Source organism: Mesorhizobium sp. RCAM 05104, assembly GCF_059683645.1.
Genome location: NZ_CM185033.1, coordinates 6,810,403 through 6,827,011, shown reverse-complemented (window position 1 = coordinate 6,827,011; position 16,609 = coordinate 6,810,403). Strand labels below are relative to the sequence as shown.

Sequence of the window (16,609 nt, the reverse complement as noted above, 5' to 3'; positions counted from 1 at the left end):
CTAGGATTCCAGCACGTCCTTGACGATCGTTGCCAGCTGCTTGAGCGAAAATGGCTTCGGCAGGAAGCCGAAATGCGCGTCTGCCGGCAGGTTCCTGGCGAAGGCGTCCTCGGCATAGCCGGACACGAAGACGAACTTGATATCCGGCTGGCGCTTGCGCAGTTCACCAAGCAGCGTCGGCCCGTCCATCTCCGGCATCACCACGTCGGACACGACGATGTCGACCTTGCCGCCCAGCGCCTCGAACACTTCCAGCGCCTCGACGCCCGAGGATGCCTCGTGCACGGTATAGCCGCGCGACACCAGTGCCCGCATGCCGCCCATGCGCACGGCGTCCTCGTCCTCGACGAGCAGCACCGTGGCGGAGCCTGACAGATCCTTGGCCGTATCGACAACCTTCGCCGGCACCGCCGGCACATCGCCGGGCTCGCCAGCCTTCTTCACTTCCGCGATGTGGCGCGGCAGGAATATGCGGAAAGTCGACCCTTTGCCGACCTCGGAATCGCAGAAGATGAAGCCGCCGGTCTGCTTGATGATGCCGTAGACCATCGACAGGCCAAGGCCGGTGCCCTTGCCGACTTCCTTGGTGGTGAAGAAGGGCTCGAAGATCTTCTTCAGCACGTCGGGCGCGATGCCGCTGCCGGTATCCTCGACTTCGACCACGACATAGTCGGCCGCAGTGAGTTCGCGGTAGGAAAAGGCCTTGCATTCCTCGGCGGTCACATTGCGGGTGCGCACGGTGAGATCGCCGCCGGCCGGCATCGCGTCGCGGGCGTTGACCGCAAGGTTGACCACCACCTGTTCAAACTGCCCGATATCGACCTTGACCGGCCACAGGTCGCGGCCATGGTCGACCTTCAGCTTGATGTCATTGCCGACAAGACGGGCCAGCAACATCCTGAGGTCGGCGAGCACGTCGGTCAGGTTGAGCACCTCGGGCCGCAGCGTCTGCTTGCGCGAGAACGCCAGCAGTTGCCGCACCAGCGAGGCTGCCCGGTTGGCATTCTGCTTGATGTTCATGATGTCGGGGAAGGATGGGTCCGACGGGCGGTGGTTGGTCAACAGCAGGTCGGAGGCCATGATGATGGCGGTCAGCACATTGTTGAAGTCGTGCGCGATGCCGCCTGCAAGTTGGCCGACCGCCTGCATCTTCTGGCTTTGCGCCATCTGGCCTTCGAGTGCCTTCTGCTCCGTGGTCTCGACTGCGTAGACGATGGCCGACTCCTCGGCGCCCTCGCCGGTCCCGTCGGCGACGGCATTGACGTAGAAACGGATGTGCCGTTCGTCGTTGCCGGGCAACAAGGTGTCGATCGGCTCGATGTCGGCCTGTCGCTGCCGGGCTTTTTCGAAAGCGGAGGCAAAAGCCGGCCGGTCGCGCTCGTGGATCACTGTGTCCAGCCGCACGCGGCGATCGACCGCGTCCCCATCGACGACGGAGGAAAACAGCGACAGGAACGGCGCGTTGGTGCGCAGGATGCGCCCGCTCTTGTCGACGGCGGCAATGGCCATCGGCGTCGAATTGAAGAAACGGGTGAAGCGGACCTCGGAGGCGCGAAGATCGGCGGAAGCATCCTCGCCCTGCGTCCGGTTGAGCACGATCGTGCGCGTCGGGCCATTGACGCCTTCGCGGCTGGCTGAAACGCGATGCATGAAGCGTACCGGCAGCGCCTCGCCTTTCGTTGTCGTCAGATCGAGATCGAGGACTGCGTTGCGCGTGGTGCCCGGATCAGCCTTGACCGAGCGGACCAGTGCCATGCCATCGCCGGCTACGATCTCCGGCAAGGTGACGGAGCCGGGCGTGAAACTGGTGAGGTCGATACCCAGCCATTCGGCAAGCGTGGCGTTGATGTAGGTGACACGGCCATCCTGGTCGGCCGAAAAGAAGCCGGCCGGCGCGTGGTCGAGGTGATCGATCGCCTTCTGCAGGTCGAGGAAGAAGCGCTCCTGCTCGGCCCGCTCCTGCGAAATGTCGGCAAGTTGCCAGGCCAGCATCGGCAGCCGCTGACCCGGCACGCTGAAGGTGCGGGCGCGGGCCCGGTACCAGCGGGCGCCCGGCTCGGCGCCTGGCCGAATGGACTGCGCGAGCCGAAACTCGCCATCACCCGGCTGGCCGTCGCGCAGGCCGGACGCCAGACGATAAATCGTCACGGAGGCTTCGGGAACATCCGAGAGCAAGCCCTCGACCGTCTTCAGGTCGGCCGCCGACGACGCTCCGGTCATGTCGGCATAAGATCGATTGGCGTAGACGACACGGCCCTTGGTATCCGTCACCAGAAGGCCCTGCGACATCGAATCAACGAATGCCTTCGACAGTTCATCGCCTGTCGAGCGTGGCGTGATCTGCACGAAGCCGATCGCCGTGGCGAACAGGAAGCCGACACCGACCATCGCCAGCACGCCGAGCATGCCGAGCAGGAAAGGATCACCGAGGCGCTCGCGGAAGAGGCCGAAGATGATCGCGGCCCCAGTCAGAACGACGATGAAAATGATAAGCCGGGTGACCGCGCCCGGTCGCGTGTTCTGGTCGACGATCGGTACCGGATAGAAATCGCCGCGCGCTTCCTTGGCCATGTGCCCCCTGCTCGTGAATTCCGGTGTCCGACACCCGCCCCTAGCGGGTTGAATCATATTCTCCTAGTCCGGAAAAGGCCTGGGCGGCAAATGTCAGATAAAAATGACGTTCTTCGGCCTTTGGAGTTTTCAAGCTGTTCACGAGCATGAATGGCAACTTGCGGTAGCCAGTCGCTACGGTCTAGAGTCGCTTCACTTCCAAAGGCGATCAGGGGAAACCAATGCAATGGCTGGATAGCGTGGCGGGCCCCGGATATGCCGCGGCACTGCTGTGGACTTTTGCAGCTCTTATTCTGCTGGTCATCGTTCTCGTCATCATCAAGCTCGTGCGCAACCTGACCTTCGGAACCTTTGTCGCCGGCGGCAGGAACCGCAAGACGCGGCTGGCCGTCATGGACGCGACCGCCGTCGACAGTCATCGCCGCCTGGTGCTGGTGCGCCGGGATGACATCGAACATCTGATTCTGATTGGCGGCCCGACCGACGTCGTCGTCGAACGCGATATCCGGCTGTCGGCGCCGCGCCGTCCGGCGCTGACCGGAGATGGCGGCTTGCAACCTGTCCAGGCTACCGCCGCCCCGGCGGCGCGACCGCGTGCGCCTCAACCCGCTCCACCGCCTCCAAGACAGGCTCCGCAGCCCGTGACCACGGCGGCGCCTGCCCGTCCGCGTCCGGCCGCGCCGGCTCCAGCGCCAGCCCCGAAACCGGTAACGCAAAGCTACCAGCCGACCAACGTCACGCCGTTGCCAGCCTATGGGTCAGCGAACGCCAATGTCATTCGGCACCCGCCGCCGCCAATACAGGACAGCATCGACGATACGTTGATGAAGGAGCTCGAAGTGTCGCTCGACCAGCCCCGTTCGGGCGGCCCGGTCGGCAAACCGGCGGCAAAGACACCGCCGTCGCTCGACGACGAAATGACCAAGCTTCTGGGCGAACTCGCCAGCCACAAGAGATAATCCGTTCCCGGGTCGCCGCCCGCCGGGGGAACTGGACTGGTCGAGGCCTTGGGTTTGTTTGCACTGGATGCGTGGCGTGCCGATGGAATGACCGGAAAGCCGGCCATTCCAACATCAACATCGCCACAAACTGTCCTGGCAGCCGCCCTTTTGGGCGATGCGTCAGTCGTCGCGATAGACTTTTTCGCGGCGCTCGTGCCGCTCCTGCGCTTCGATCGACAACGTCGCGATTGGACGCGCATCGAGCCGCTTCAACGCGATCGGCTCACCGGTCTCCTCGCAATAGCCATAGGTGCCTTCGTCGATGCGCTGCAAGGCGGAATCGATCTTTGCAATGAGCTTGCGTTGACGGTCGCGGGCCCTGAGCTCGATGGCGCGGTCGGTTTCCGAAGAGGCGCGGTCGGCGAGATCGGGGTGGTTGGCGTTTTCCTGCTGCAGGATTTCAAGAGTTTCGCGCGCTTCGCGCAATATGTCATTCTTCCAAGTGACGAGCTTCAGGCGGAAGTAGGATTTCTGCCGTTCGTTCATGAACGGCTCGTCTTCGGAGGGTACGTAATCGGCGGTAACGATGTCGTTCATTCGACTCACCCAAACTGCCCCAATTTTGGGGCCTATATATTCGCCGCCAGACGCCTGCACAAGCGCAATCGGCCGCCGTCTCACGCAATTGTTAATGTCAGGTAGCGGAGCATAAGCGGCGTCCTTTCCGAGATCGATGCGAGCAAATTCACATGTGATTCGTTATGCTTGATGGGAAAGGGCCATTGTGCGCCCGGCCTTTCTCATGGCTAATCCGGCAACGTCTTGGACTTCGCCACGCGACACCAACGGGGGTTCGGTGAACAGACTTTATCTGTTGAGACATGCCAAGGCCGGCTGGGCGCTGCCCGGCGTGCGCGATTTCGATCGTCCGCTCGATGCATCCGGCCGCGCCGATGCCGAGGCTATGGGCGCAGCCATGCGCGCCAGAGGCTATGTTCCGGACCTCACCCTTTGCTCCAATGCCAAACGCGCGCGCGAGACGCTGGAGGGGCTGGCCAACCAGACCGACACTGGCAAGGTTCTGTTCCTCGATACGCTCTACAGCGAAGACGCTGCCGGATACCTGTCCATAATACGAGGCAATGGCGGCTCCGGCTCGTTGCTGGTCATCGGCCACAACCCGATGACGGAAGATCTCGCCTTGGCGGTTTCGGGCGACGGCGACGAGATGGCCCGGGCGATGCTGAGCCACGGTTTCCCGACTTCGGGACTGGCGGTCGTCCGCTTTGGCGGCGATCTGGCGAAAGCCGCCCAGGGCGCCGGCTATCTCGAGGCCTTCCTGACACCGGCCGATCTCTGATCTCGGTCTCCGGCGCCATTTCAAAGCCGGGTTCCAGAGCCTATATCGGACGGACCGAAGCCCGAAAGATCATATTTTGGCATCATCGCTGACCACCTTCACCGACGAGGCGAGAATTGCACTCGACACGCTGTCGGGCCGCGCCACCGGGCTTTTTTCTCCATCGCTGCGACTTGGCGTGACGGGATTGTCACGCGCCGGCAAGACGGTCTTCATATCCGCCTTTGTTCACAACCTGATCCATGGTGGACGCCTGCCGCTGTTCGCCGCGCAGAAGTCCGGGCGCATCGCCCGCGCCTTCCTTGAGCAGCAGCCGGACGACGCCGTACCGCGCTTCCAGTACGAAGATCACATCGCCGCCTTGGTCAACGACCGTGCCTGGCCTGACTCGACACGCGCCATTTCGGAGCTGCGGCTGACCATCGAATACGAATCGGCCTCGGGCTGGAGCCGCATGTTTTCCTCCGGCAAACTGTCGGTCGATATCGTCGACTATCCAGGCGAATGGCTGCTCGACCTGCCGCTGCTGGGCAAATCCTTCGGCGACTTTTCGCGCGAGGCGCTCGAACTGGCCGCTCTGCCGGTGCGCGAAGACCTGTCGCGAGCCTGGCGGGCAATCTCAGCCGAAATCGACCCGAACGCCGACGCCGACGAGATGACCGCGCGCCGTCTGGCCGAAAGCTTCGCCGCCTACCTGAAAGCGTGCAAGCTCGACGAGCGGGCGCTTTCGACCTTGCCGCCCGGTCGCTTCCTGATGCCCGGCGATCTCGAAGGCTCTCCGGCGCTGACCTTCGCGCCCCTGGCCGATGTCGGCGACAGGCGCCCGCGCCCCGGGTCGCTGCACGCCATGATGGAAAGGCGCTACGAGGCCTACAAGACCCATGTCGTCAAGCCTTTCTTCCGCGAACACATCGCGCGTCTCGATCGCCAGATCGTGCTGATCGACGCCATGCAGGCGCTGAACGCCGGCCCTGGCGCCATGGCTGACCTTGAGCGTGCGGTGACCGAGATCCTCAGCTGTTTCCGTCCTGGCCGGGGAAGCTTCCTCACCGACCTGTTTTCGCGGCGCATCGACCGCATTCTGGTCGCCGCGACAAAGGCCGATCACCTGCACCATGAAAGCCATGACCGTCTGCAGGCGATCGTACGGCGGCTGGCCGACCGCGCCGTGGCGCGTGCGAATTTCACCGGCGCCGATGTCGACGTGGTCGCCATGGCGGCCGTGCGCGCGACGCGCGAGGGCACCGTCAAGCAAGGCCGGGAGACGCTTCCAGTCATTATGGGCACCCCGATCGCTGGCGAGAAGATCAATGGCGAAATGTTTGACGGAAAGACGGAAACGGCCGTATTTCCCGGTGACTTGCCGGAGAACATTGATGCAGTATTCGATGTTTCGGGATCCGACCACAGACAGGACTCCGCCGATCCGACAATCCGCTTCGTCCGCTTCCGCCCGCCAAAGCTCGAACGCACGGCCGAAGGCGTCACGCTGTCGCTGCCGCATATCCGGCTCGACCGCGCCTTGCAGTTCCTGACTGGAGATCATCTGGCATGACCGCGCCCCGCAAGCCGGCTGCATTCCGCATCGAGCCGGAAGCCGTATCAAGACAAGAGGCGCCGCTGGCGCGCCGCGCCCCGGCCGAGACCCCGCGGAAACCCCGCGCGATGAAGGCCGACACCGCGCTGGTCATACCGGCACAGGTCGACGTCTTCGACGAGCCCGACATTGTCGCCGCTGAACCGCCACCAGCGATCGCCCCCAGGAAAGGCTCGCTGCTCGGCAGCATCTTCTTCGGCGCGTTTGGGGTGCTGGTTTCGCTGGCTGTCGGCCTGTGGACCGATCAGCTGATACGCGAGCTGTTCGCGCGCGCTGAATGGCTGGGCTGGCTGGCAGCCGGCATGGCGGCCATCGCCGTACTGGCACTCCTGGTCATCCTGATTCGCGAGTTCCTGGCCATCGCCCGCCTCGCCGAAGTCGAAAAGCTGCAAAAGCGGGCTCTCGATGCGATCGCGCGTGACGATCCCAGGGCGGCACGGTCGGTTGTTGACGAGCTGTCGGCCTTTGTCGCGGCCAAACCCGAGACCGCGGCCGGCCGGCGCGCGCTCGCCGAACTGCGCGGCGAGATCATCGATGGCGGCAATCTGGTGCGCTTGGCCGAAGCGGAAATTCTTGGCCCTCTCGATGCCAGGGCAAAGGTGATGATTCTCGAGGCCGCCAAACGCGTCTCGCTGGTGACGGCGGTCAGCCCGCGCGCGCTCGTCGATGTCGCCTATGTCGTGTTCGAGGCCGGGCGCCTCATTCGCCGCCTGTCGGAACTCTATGGAGGGCGGCCAGGAACGCTGGGTTTCTTCCGCCTGGCACGCAGCGTGCTCGCCCATCTGGCGGTCACCGGCTCGATCGCGGTTGGCGACAGTTTTGTCCAGCAGATCGTCGGCCACGGTCTGGCGGCACGCCTTTCGGCAAAGCTTGGCGAGGGTGTCATCAACGGCATGATGACGGCGCGCATCGGCATCGCCGCGATGGAGACGGCAAGACCCCTGCCCTTCAGCGCCGCCAGGCGTCCAGGACTGGGCGATTTCCTGTCCGCGCTGACATCGTTTGCAACAAGGAAAGACGCCGAAACAACCGAGCCCGGCAAATAACGCCCGCGCCTTCCGCACGGCTGCCGGATTGCGGTTTCGAGGCCTGGCAGTGACGAAGCATTAACCAATCTTGTTCATGGTCAGACGGGTTCCAAACAGCCTCTTTGTTGCCGGGTGTCGTCGATGAAAAGCGTAATTCTGTCCAGCGTCCTGCCCCTGGCGGCCGCGATCACCGCAGTCGTCGGTATTGCCTCAGGGGCGTCCGCGGCGGAACCGGACAAGCAGTTCTTCCAGTCGGCCGAAGGCAAGTGGGTCGGCCCGGGCGAAATCGTCGCCGGCAAGTACAAGGGCACGAAATTCAACTGCAGCTTCACCGGCTCGACGCCCGACGGAAAGATGGGCATGACGCTCGATGGTGGCTGCCGGGTCGGCATGTTCACCCAACAGATGTCGGCCAGGATCGAGCGCAAGGGCCGCGAGGGCTACAGAGGCAGCTTCATGGGCGGCGCGGCCGGCGCCGGTCTCGATATCATCGGCGGCAATGTGGTCGATGCCCGCAAGGTGGTTTTCACCATCAATCGCAATCAGCTGCGCGGTGTCATGCAGGCTCGCATTCCCGACGACAATTCGATGACGGTGACCGTTGCGGTCCGAGTCTCCGATCAGCTGGTGCCGGTGATCGGCATGAGCCTGAAGCGCGTTGATACGGTCGAAGTCGGCTCCATCGCGCCGAACTGAACAATCATCGGTCGCCTGAAACAGAAAAGGCGGCGACCCAACGGTCACCGCCTCGTTGGAAACCGTTTTAATCAGGGCACTTAGCCCTTGATCGCGGCCGTCACCTCGTCATAGGCCTTGCAGGCGTCGGCCAGTGTCGTGGCGCCCTGATACTTGGTCGTCACCGCCTGGACCTTGGCCGTCAGATCGGCCGCCTTGGACGGATCCTTGGTGATCGCCTCCTGCAGCGCGGCAGCCATGTCCTGCGCCTTCTTGGTCGCGATCTCGGTCGTGCACTCCGGCGCCTTCGAACAAGCCGAGCCAGCAAGCACCGCCAAGCCGACGGCAACAAACAAAAACTTCTTCATGTCAGTCATCTCCTCAAAAAGGGCACGACTTGATCGTCGTTCGCCCTCCAATGGCCGAAGCCAATCGTCCTTAGCCTTCGATTATGGCAACAAGCAACGCGCGTTTGGCGTAAACTTGTGCAACGCTTCCAACATGGCCGGTGGGATTTGCGCTGTTCGCGCCCCGCCGAGGCTCCCACCTGTGCCGCTTGGCGCATACCCGCGAAAATCGGGGTGGATTTCCGCGGCGGCCATGTGCAAATCAGAATGCTGCCTTACGAAAATCGGAATCGATTTTCGCTGGGATCATGCGCAAAATTGAAGTGCTGCAGCGTCTTTTGGAAGTCCGCGAGGACTGTCTTGTGCTGCAACTCCGGCTGCATAAGGCTGCGGTCCTCAAACAAGCGGAATGGCGGGCATGGCGGTAGAGGCATCGAGCAGCGATCTGGTCCAGGTGGTGGCACTGCTTGCTGCCGGCGTTGTCGCCGTTCCCATCTTCAAGCGCATGGGCCTTGGCTCCATTCTTGGCTATCTGGCCGCCGGCGTGGTGATTGGCCCCTTCGGTCTTCGCATCTTTTCCGAATCGGGAGCCATTCTTCATGTCGCAGAGCTCGGCGTGGTGATGTTCCTGTTCATCATCGGGCTGGAAATGCAGCCGTCACGGCTGTGGGGCCTGCGCCGCGAGATCTTTGGCCTCGGCGCACTACAGGTCGGCGTCTGCGCCGTTTTGCTGACCGGTGTCGGCGTGGCGGGAGGCTTTCCCATCTCGCAATCCTTCGTCGCCGGCGCCGGCTTCGTGCTAACCTCGACGGCAATCGTCATGCAATTGCTCGAGGAGCGCGGCGAAATCGCCGCGCCGAAAGGCCAGCGCATTGTCTCCATCCTGCTGCTCGAGGATCTGGCGATCGTGCCGCTGCTGGCCTTGATTGCGTTCATGGCGCCCGGCGGTGCCGACACCAGCCTGACGGAACGCTTGACCGAGATCGGCATCGGCCTTGCCGCGATCGTCGGACTGGTGCTGGCCGGACGCTATCTGCTCAATCCATTCTTCCGCATCCTGGCGGATGCCCGTGCCCGCGAAGTGATGACGGCGGCGGCACTTCTGGTCGTTCTCGGGTCCGCGCTCGCCATGCAACTCAGCGGCCTGTCAATGGCGATGGGTGCATTCCTGGCCGGCGTGCTTCTGTCCGAATCGACCTTCCGCCATCAGCTTGAAGCCGACATCGAACCGTTTCGCGGCATCCTGCTCGGCCTGTTCTTCCTTGCGGTCGGCATGTCGCTCGACCTGCATGTGGTGGTCGAGAACTGGCGGCTGATCGCCATCTATGTCGTCGCCTACATGGTGATGAAGGCGCTCGGCCTCTACATCGTCGCCCGCATCCTGAAAACCGGCCATCGCGAAGCGCTGGAACGTGCCGTCTTCATGGCGCAAGGCGGCGAATTCGCCTTTGTCCTCTATTCCGCTGCCGCCGCGGTCGGCATCATCGACGGTCAGGCCAACGCCACGCTAACCGCGATCGTCATCATCTCCATGGTGCTGACGCCACTGGCGATCGTCGCGCTGCGGTATCTCACGCCGCGCGACGAGCAATCGCTCGATGGAGTCGATGTTGCCGAAGGCCTTACCGGAAGCGTGCTGATCATCGGCTTCGGCCGCTTTGGCCAGATCGCCAGCCAGCCGCTGCTGCTGCGCGGCATCGACGTGTCGATCATCGACAACGATGTGGAGATGATTCAGGCGGCGGCCGATTTCGGCTTCAAGGTCTATTATGGCGACGGCACGCGGCTCGATATCCTGCACGCCGCGGGTGCGGGTCGGGCGCGTGCCGTGCTGATCTGCGTCGACAAGCCCGACGCCGCCGTTCGCATCGCGGAGCTCGTCAAGGCAGAGTTTCCCTTGCTTGTGGTGCTGGCGCGCGCTTTCGATCGCGGCACCGCGCTGCAGCTCATTCGCGCCGGTGTAGATTATCAACTCCGCGAAACTTTCGAATCGGCACTCGTCTTTGGTGGTTCAGCCCTGGAATCGCTGGGCGTGGATCCGGGAGACGTGGCTGAAACGATCGAAGACGTCAGACGCCGCGACACCGCCCGCTTCGAAACCCAGCTCGCCGAAGGCGTTCGCGCCGGACAGCGCTTCCTGAGGGGCAATATCGGCACGCCGATTCCGACACCGCTGTCCACGCCGCGCCGCCCTGGCCAGGCTCTCAACGAAGAGACCGCCGGCGTGCTGCACAAATCCGAAACCGCGGATTGAACGAGGACCCAAGCATGGAATTGGACAGCCGAGCCCTGTCGGTCACCAAATTCTGGCGTGATGCCGGCGAGGACGCATGGTTCGAGAAGAACGAGGCTTTCGATGCCGACTTCCGCAACCGCTTTCTCGAGCTGCACTATGCAGCCGCGCGGCGTGAATGCGACGACTGGTCGGCGCATGCCGAGGGTTCGCTGGCGCTGATGATCCTGCTCGACCAGTTTCCGCGCAACTGCTTTCGCGGCACCGGCCATATGTACGCGACCGACCCGCTGGCCAGATATTTCGCCGCAAAGGCGATCGCGGCAGGCCATGATCTGGAGCTCGACGAAGAAATCCGCGTCTTCCTCTATCTGCCGTACGAGCATTCGGAACTTCCTGCCGACCAGCAGATATCGGTCGATCTAACCCAGACGAGGGCCGAACCCTATCTGAAGTACGCTGTCGAGCACCGTGATATCATTATGCGTTTCGGCCGCTTTCCGCACCGAAACAGGATGCTTGGCCGCGAGACCACACCGCAGGAGCAGGCGTTCCTGGATGACGGCGGATTTTCCGGTTAAAAGGATCCCGCTGTCGCCTCGCCCACGCGTCAGACCAGCCACCAATCCCTGCCGGATGGCAATCGCTCGATACCCGAGGTGTCGACGGCGACCAGCCGATCCGTGATGCTGCGGCCGCCGACAACCAGGCCGGGCGCGATCTCGGCCAGCGGCGCCAGCACGAAGGCGCGCTCCAGCATGCGCGGATGCGGCACTTCCAGTCCAGTCTCGTGAATGACGCGTTCGCCAAACACCAGGATGTCGATATCGATCAGCCGCGGACCCCAACGCTCCTCGCGCACCCGCTTCAGTTTGCGCTCGGCATCGAGACAGAGGTCGAGCAAGGCACGCGGCGCAAGCCTGGTGGAAATTTCGGCAGCCGCATTGAGAAAGTCCGGCTGATCGAGCTTGCCCCAGGGCGGTGTGCGATAGAGCGAGGAGACACCGGTGACACGTGTGTCGCCATCGGCATCCAGCATGCGCAGCGCCGCGCCCATCGACTTCGCTGGATCGCCAAGATTGCCGCCAAGGCTGAGGTAGACAGTGCTATTCGGGCCAGACAACGGTCACCTCGACGTAATCGAGCACGCCGGGCACCGGGGCGTTGGGCTTGCGCACCGTGATCTCGGCCTTTTTGATCTGCGGGAAACGCGCCGTCAGCGCACGGGCCACTTCGAGCGCCAAGGCCTCGATCAGAAAGCGCCGCTGCCCCGTAATGATCTTTTCGATCACCGTGAAGGCGATACCATAGTTGACGGTGTCCTCGATGGAATCCTCGACGAGCGCCCGGCCTGGATCAACCGTCAGAGCGGCATCGACATAGAAGCGCTGACCGAGCCTTTCCTCCTCGTCCAGCACGCCGTGCCGGGCAAAGAAGGCGCAATTCTTCATGCGGATCACATACATTGCTTCAGCAGCCTGCTCGCTCGGTTTCACGAGCCAGCATAGCATCTGCTAACGCCAGCGCGTCCACGTTGAATGCGACATCATGGACGCGAAACAGGTCGGCGCCTTTGAGCCTCAGGATAACGCTGGTCGCCGCCGTCCCGGCAGCTCTGTCGGCCGCGTCGCGGCCGGTGACGGTGCCGATGAAACGTTTTCGCGACGTGCCGGCCATCAGCGGGAAGCCGAGCGCGTTGAGTTCGGAAAACCGCGCCATCAGGTCGAGGTTTTCCTCGGCCGTCTCCTTGGCGAAGCCAAAACCGGCATCAAGCACGATATGGTCGTCGTTGACACCGTGTCGGCGGGCGATCTCCAGCGATTTTCCGAGGAACACCAGCTGGTCGGCGATCACGTCCGGCAACCTCTCGCGATCTCGCCCTGTATGCATGATGACAAGGCCGGCGCCGGTGTCGGCGGCGACACGCGCAATGTCGGGCTCGCGCTGCAGCCCCCAGACATCGTTGACGATATGGGCGCCGGCAGCGACGGCAAGCCTGGCGGTGTCCGCGCGATAGGTGTCGACCGAAATCAGCACCTCGCCGGCGCTCGCCAGCGCCTCGATCACGGGCAGGATGCGGGCCTGCTCCTCGCGGGCCGATATCGCGGCGGCACCGGGGCGGGTCGATTCTCCGCCGACGTCGACGACCAGCGCCCCTTCCCCCACCATGCGGCGGGCCTGGACCAGCGCCTTTTCGGGCGCATCGAACAGGCCGCCGTCGGAAAAGCTGTCAGGCGTGACATTGAGGATGCCGACGACCACCGCCCTGCCGCCAAGCTCGAGATGGCGTCCATGCGCCAGTTGCCATCGCCTGGCCGTCATTGCTCAGCAACCATGGGTCTCATCAACCATGTGTGATCCGCAGCGGATCAATTCCGTTGCGCCGGCAACGGCCGTAAAGCAAGGTGGTCGAAGAGGCAACATGATGAAACGATCCATGCTTTGCATGAAACGGTCCCTGCTTGGCGCGCTGCTGATCGCCGTGACCCCGCTCCCGGCGGGTGCGGCCAATCTCGTCAAGACATACAGCTATTTTTCCATTGACGGCAGCACGCTCGACGATATCGAGATGCAGCTCTCCAAACGTGGTCCCGAGGTGAAAAGCACAGGGGGGCGCCACCCGGGCGCCACGCAGATGGCGTTCACAACCCGCATCAGCTATGCGCAGACAGCGAAGTCCTGCCGGATCGCCGACGCGGTGGTGACCGTCAAGGTGAAGGTGATCCTTCCCGAGTGGCGCCGCCCACGCAAGGCGGATGCCGATGTGAGGCTGTTCTGGGATACGTTGTCGGCCGACATCAAGCGCCATGAGGAGCGCCATGTCGAGATTGCCAGGAACCATGGCCGCGAACTCGAAGACGCCCTGAAAGCAACCTACCCACAAAGGAATTGTGAGGCAGCCAAGGCCAAGGCCGCCCAAATCACCGCGGCAGTGCTGGCCAGGCACGACCAGGATCAATTGCGGTTCGACCGCGTCGAAAGCGTCAATTTCGAAAGCCGCATCCTGCGGCTGCTGCGCTACCGGACGGAGCGCATCGAGAACGGCCGGCTGCCACCACCGGCCTGAGTCCTGGCGATGCATTGAACGGTGCCGGCGCGAGCCAATTCAGCCGAAGCATGGTGCCAGCTTCGAAAAATTTTCGAGCACCGGTCGAAATCCGCCTATAGGGGACGACATATGTCAGGGTTCGCGATGCGGACCTCGAAAGATCAATGCGGCTAACGCGGTCAACGCACTGGGATGGCTGAATGAGGCCGGCCAGCCGCTAGCATACGGATGAATGGATATGGACCAGACTGTCGGCAAGCAGACGGCGGTGAAGACGGATGCGCCGCTCAGCGAACGCGAAAAGAACGCCATCATCGGCGGCGTTCTCCTGTCCATGCTGCTGGCTGCGCTCGATCAGACCATCGTCGCGCCGGCGATGCCGACGATGGCGCGCCTGCTTGGCCATGCCGAATATCTGCCCTGGATCGTCACCGGTTATCTCCTGACCGCCACGGCGGTGGCGCCCCTCTATGGCAAGATCTCGGACGTTCATGGTCGCCGGCCGACGGTTTATGCGGCGATTCTCATATTCCTTGCCGGATCCCTGGTCAGCGCCATGGCGCCCAACATGCTGGTGCTGATCGTCGGCCGCGCGATCCAGGGTGCCGGCGGCGGCGGCCTGTTTGCGCTGGCGCAGACCGTGATCGGCGACCTCGTACCACCACGAGAGCGTGCCCGTTACACGGCGTGGATCTCGGGCACCTGGGCGGTCGCCAGCATCGCCGGTCCGCTTCTGGGCGGCACCTTCGCCGAACATCTGCATTGGTCCTTGATCTTCTGGATCAACATTCCGCTTGGTCTGGTCGCCATGGCCATGATCAACAAACCACTGAAGAAGTTGCCAATCGCCGCGAAACATCATCGCATCGATGGCCTCGGCGCGCTGCTGCTCGTCGCGGCCACCGCCTTGCTGCTGCTGGCTTTGAACTGGGGCGGCAGCGAATATCCGTGGCTGTCACGCGAAATCCTCGGGCTGCTCGCTAGCTCGGCGGTCATATGGAGCTTTTTTGCGTTGCGGTTGCTGCGCGCCGCCGAGCCACTGGTCTCGCTCGAAGTGCTTGGCAACCCGATCGTTCTTGCCGGAACCCTCTCGATGTTCCTGCTGCAGGCCGCCAATATCGGCCTGGCGGTCTACCTGCCGGTCTACCTGCAGTCGATCCTCGGGCTGTCGGCCAGTGCATCGGGAACCGCCATGCTCGGGCTCATGCTCGGCACCGTTGCCGGCGCCACCCTCAGCGGCCGCACGATTCAGCGTTTCGTTCACTACAAGCGGATCGCGATGGTCGGGGTGACCTTCGCCATCCTGTGCCTCGGCGTACTCAGCCTGGTGGCGGGACATGCTTCGCTGCTGATCGTCGAGATCCTGACGACCTGCATCGGCCTGGGCAGCGGGACGACATTTCCGGTTGCCACCGTGTCGGTCCAGAACGCCGTCGATCAGGCCCACCTCGGCGTCGCCACCGGCGTCTTGACCTTCCTTCGCTCATTGGGCAGCGCGCTTGGCGTCGCCGTCCTTGGCGCGGTCGCGCTCGGCTACGGCCTGCCGCTGGCCAGCGAAGGCGTGCAGGCGGCCAGTGCCGCCGTCGAGGCCGCGGCGTTCGTCATGATCTTCCTCACCGCGGCGGCAATGCTGTTGATGGCGCTCGTCGCGCTCGGGCTGATGCCGGAAAAGCCGCTGCGCGGCCACACCGCGGCTCCTGTGCTGGCCGACTAGAGGTCAGGCTTCCACGACGCCAAGCTTCTTCTGCAGGCTCGTGGACGAAGTCGTGTACTGGAACACGATGCGCTCGCCGGGGCTGATGATGCGCTTGGCGGCCTGCGCCATCAGCGCAACTTCGTGGAAGCCCGACAGGATGAGCTTCAGCTTGCCCGGATACCAGTTGATGTCGCCGACCGCGAAGATGCCGGGCACCGATGTCTGGAACTTCTCGGTATCGACCGGAATGAGGTTCTCGTGAAGATTGAGCCCCCACTCCGCGATCGGTCCGAGCTTCATGGTCAGGCCGAAGAACGGCAGCATGCGCGTACAGGGTACTTCGACATCACCGTCCGGCCCCTTGATGACAGCAGATGAGAGCTGGCCGTTGGCGCCAGCCAGCCCGGTCACTTGCCCGACCTGGAACGTCAGATGCTTCATCTCCTGCATGGCATACATCTTGTTGACGCTGTCGGGCGCCGCGCGGAATTCCGGTCGCCGGTGGACCAGCGTCACGCTCTTTGCCACAGGCTGCAGGTTGAGCGTCCAGTCGAGCGCCGAATCGCCGCCACCGACAATGACGAGGTCGTGGCCGCGAAAGTCCTCCATCCGGCGCACCGAATAGAAGACACTTTTGCCTTCATAGGGCTCAATGCCCGGGATCGGGGGGCGCTTCGGCTGGAAGGAGCCACCGCCGGCGGCAATCACCACGACCTTGGCCTCGAACACCTCGTTCTCGTCCGTGGTGACGCGAAAACTGCCGTCCTCCAGCTTTTCGAGGCTGGAAACCATGCGGTTGTAGGTGAAGTCAGGCTTGAATGGTGCGATCTGCTCGAGCAGCTTGTCGACCAGTCCCTGCGCCGAGATCGAAGGCCAGCCGGGAATGTCGTAGATCGGCTTCTCCGGATAGAGTTCCGCGCACTGGCCGCCCGGCCGGTCGAGGATGTCGATCAAATGGCATTTCATGTCGAACAGCCCGAGCTCGAACACGGCAAACAGGCCGACCGGCCCTGCCCCGACAATGAGCACGTCTGTCTTGGTGATGTCGGTCATGCGATGGGCCTCGGTGTGTGTTGTCGAGACACTGCATGAGCAATCCGCCGCTGCCAAGC

16 protein-coding genes are annotated in these 16,609 nt (G+C 63.3%); 9 read left to right on the top strand and 7 right to left on the bottom strand.

Going from position 1 to position 16,609, the window contains the following annotated elements:
• Nucleotides 1-2,571: a cell cycle histidine kinase CckA gene (gene cckA / locus AC56QP_RS33295; protein WP_489861690.1), complete on the bottom strand. Its 2,571-nt coding sequence runs from the start codon at nucleotides 2,569-2,571 to the stop codon at nucleotides 1-3.
• Nucleotides 2,572-2,792: 221 nt separating this feature from the next.
• On the opposite strand from cckA, the gene AC56QP_RS33290 reads away from it, so the two are divergent.
• Nucleotides 2,793-3,530 carry a hypothetical protein gene (locus AC56QP_RS33290; protein ID WP_489861691.1) on the top strand — a complete coding sequence of 246 codons (738 nt, stop codon included), beginning with the start codon at nucleotides 2,793-2,795 and terminating at the stop codon, nucleotides 3,528-3,530.
• Nucleotides 3,531-3,692: 162 nt separating this feature from the next.
• Here AC56QP_RS33290 and dksA read toward each other — a convergent pair whose 3' ends face one another.
• Complete coding sequence (gene dksA / locus AC56QP_RS33285; protein ID WP_010909647.1) at nucleotides 3,693-4,109, bottom strand: RNA polymerase-binding protein DksA; 417 nt, start codon at nucleotides 4,107-4,109, stop codon at nucleotides 3,693-3,695.
• 259 nt (nucleotides 4,110-4,368) lie between these two features.
• Here dksA and AC56QP_RS33280 point away from each other — a divergent pair, with 259 nt between their 5' ends.
• The 4 genes from AC56QP_RS33280 to AC56QP_RS33265 all read left to right on the top strand — a co-directional run bounded on the left by AC56QP_RS33280 (nucleotide 4,369) and on the right by AC56QP_RS33265 (nucleotide 8,193).
• Nucleotides 4,369-4,872, top strand: a complete 504-nt coding sequence (locus AC56QP_RS33280; RefSeq protein ID WP_489861692.1) for a SixA phosphatase family protein — start codon at nucleotides 4,369-4,371, stop codon at nucleotides 4,870-4,872.
• A gap of 76 nt (nucleotides 4,873-4,948) precedes the next feature.
• Entirely contained in the window at nucleotides 4,949-6,427 is a 1,479-nt protein-coding gene (locus AC56QP_RS33275) for a YcjX family GTP-binding protein (RefSeq protein WP_489861693.1), read from the top strand.
• On the top strand, nucleotides 6,424-7,515 hold the full coding sequence (locus AC56QP_RS33270) for a YcjF family protein (protein WP_489861694.1): 1,092 nt from the start codon (nucleotides 6,424-6,426) through the stop codon (nucleotides 7,513-7,515). The genes AC56QP_RS33275 and AC56QP_RS33270 overlap by 4 nt, the downstream gene beginning before the upstream one ends.
• A 123-nt stretch (nucleotides 7,516-7,638) precedes the next feature.
• The gene (locus AC56QP_RS33265; protein WP_489861695.1) at nucleotides 7,639-8,193 is read left to right on the top strand and encodes a hypothetical protein; all 555 of its coding nucleotides are present in this window, start codon (nucleotides 7,639-7,641) and stop codon (nucleotides 8,191-8,193) included.
• An 80-nt stretch (nucleotides 8,194-8,273) separates the two neighbouring features.
• On the opposite strand, the gene AC56QP_RS33260 is transcribed toward AC56QP_RS33265, so the two are convergent.
• Nucleotides 8,274-8,540: a hypothetical protein gene (locus AC56QP_RS33260; RefSeq protein WP_172228649.1), complete on the bottom strand. Its 267-nt coding sequence runs from the start codon at nucleotides 8,538-8,540 to the stop codon at nucleotides 8,274-8,276.
• Nucleotides 8,541-8,937: 397 nt separating this feature from the next.
• On the opposite strand from AC56QP_RS33260, the gene AC56QP_RS33255 reads away from it, so the two are divergent.
• Both AC56QP_RS33255 and AC56QP_RS33250 read left to right on the top strand, forming a co-directional pair.
• Entirely contained in the window at nucleotides 8,938-10,773 is a 1,836-nt protein-coding gene (locus AC56QP_RS33255) for a monovalent cation:proton antiporter-2 (CPA2) family protein (RefSeq protein ID WP_489861696.1), read from the top strand.
• Nucleotides 10,774-10,787: 14 nt separating this feature from the next.
• The gene (locus AC56QP_RS33250) at nucleotides 10,788-11,333 is read left to right on the top strand and encodes a DUF924 family protein (RefSeq protein WP_489861697.1); all 546 of its coding nucleotides are present in this window, start codon (nucleotides 10,788-10,790) and stop codon (nucleotides 11,331-11,333) included.
• Between the two features lie 29 nt (nucleotides 11,334-11,362).
• Here AC56QP_RS33250 and folK read toward each other — a convergent pair whose 3' ends face one another.
• From folK to folP, 3 genes are read right to left on the bottom strand one after another with little or no spacing between them, the layout of a single operon-like run.
• Entirely contained in the window at nucleotides 11,363-11,875 is a 513-nt protein-coding gene (folK, locus tag AC56QP_RS33245) for a 2-amino-4-hydroxy-6-hydroxymethyldihydropteridine diphosphokinase (RefSeq protein ID WP_489861698.1), read from the bottom strand.
• The gene (gene folB, locus AC56QP_RS33240; protein ID WP_091575064.1) at nucleotides 11,859-12,218 is read right to left on the bottom strand and encodes a dihydroneopterin aldolase; all 360 of its coding nucleotides are present in this window, start codon (nucleotides 12,216-12,218) and stop codon (nucleotides 11,859-11,861) included. Before folB ends, folK begins: the two co-directional genes overlap by 17 nt.
• A gap of 4 nt (nucleotides 12,219-12,222) precedes the next feature.
• Nucleotides 12,223-13,074, bottom strand: coding sequence for a dihydropteroate synthase (gene folP, locus AC56QP_RS33235; RefSeq protein ID WP_489861699.1), 852 nt, complete (start codon nucleotides 13,072-13,074; stop codon nucleotides 12,223-12,225).
• A gap of 124 nt (nucleotides 13,075-13,198) precedes the next feature.
• On the opposite strand from folP, the gene AC56QP_RS33230 reads away from it, so the two are divergent.
• Together AC56QP_RS33230 and AC56QP_RS33225 are read left to right on the top strand one after the other, a co-directional pair.
• On the top strand, nucleotides 13,199-13,819 hold the full coding sequence (locus tag AC56QP_RS33230) for a DUF922 domain-containing Zn-dependent protease (protein WP_489863455.1): 621 nt from the start codon (nucleotides 13,199-13,201) through the stop codon (nucleotides 13,817-13,819).
• A 220-nt stretch (nucleotides 13,820-14,039) separates the two neighbouring features.
• Entirely contained in the window at nucleotides 14,040-15,515 is a 1,476-nt protein-coding gene (locus AC56QP_RS33225) for an MDR family MFS transporter (RefSeq protein ID WP_489861700.1), read from the top strand.
• Nucleotides 15,516-15,518: 3 nt separating this feature from the next.
• On the opposite strand, the gene AC56QP_RS33220 is transcribed toward AC56QP_RS33225, so the two are convergent.
• Nucleotides 15,519-16,550 carry an NAD(P)/FAD-dependent oxidoreductase gene (locus AC56QP_RS33220; protein ID WP_489861701.1) on the bottom strand — a complete coding sequence of 344 codons (1,032 nt, stop codon included), beginning with the start codon at nucleotides 16,548-16,550 and terminating at the stop codon, nucleotides 15,519-15,521.
• Nucleotides 16,551-16,609 lie beyond the last annotated feature (59 nt).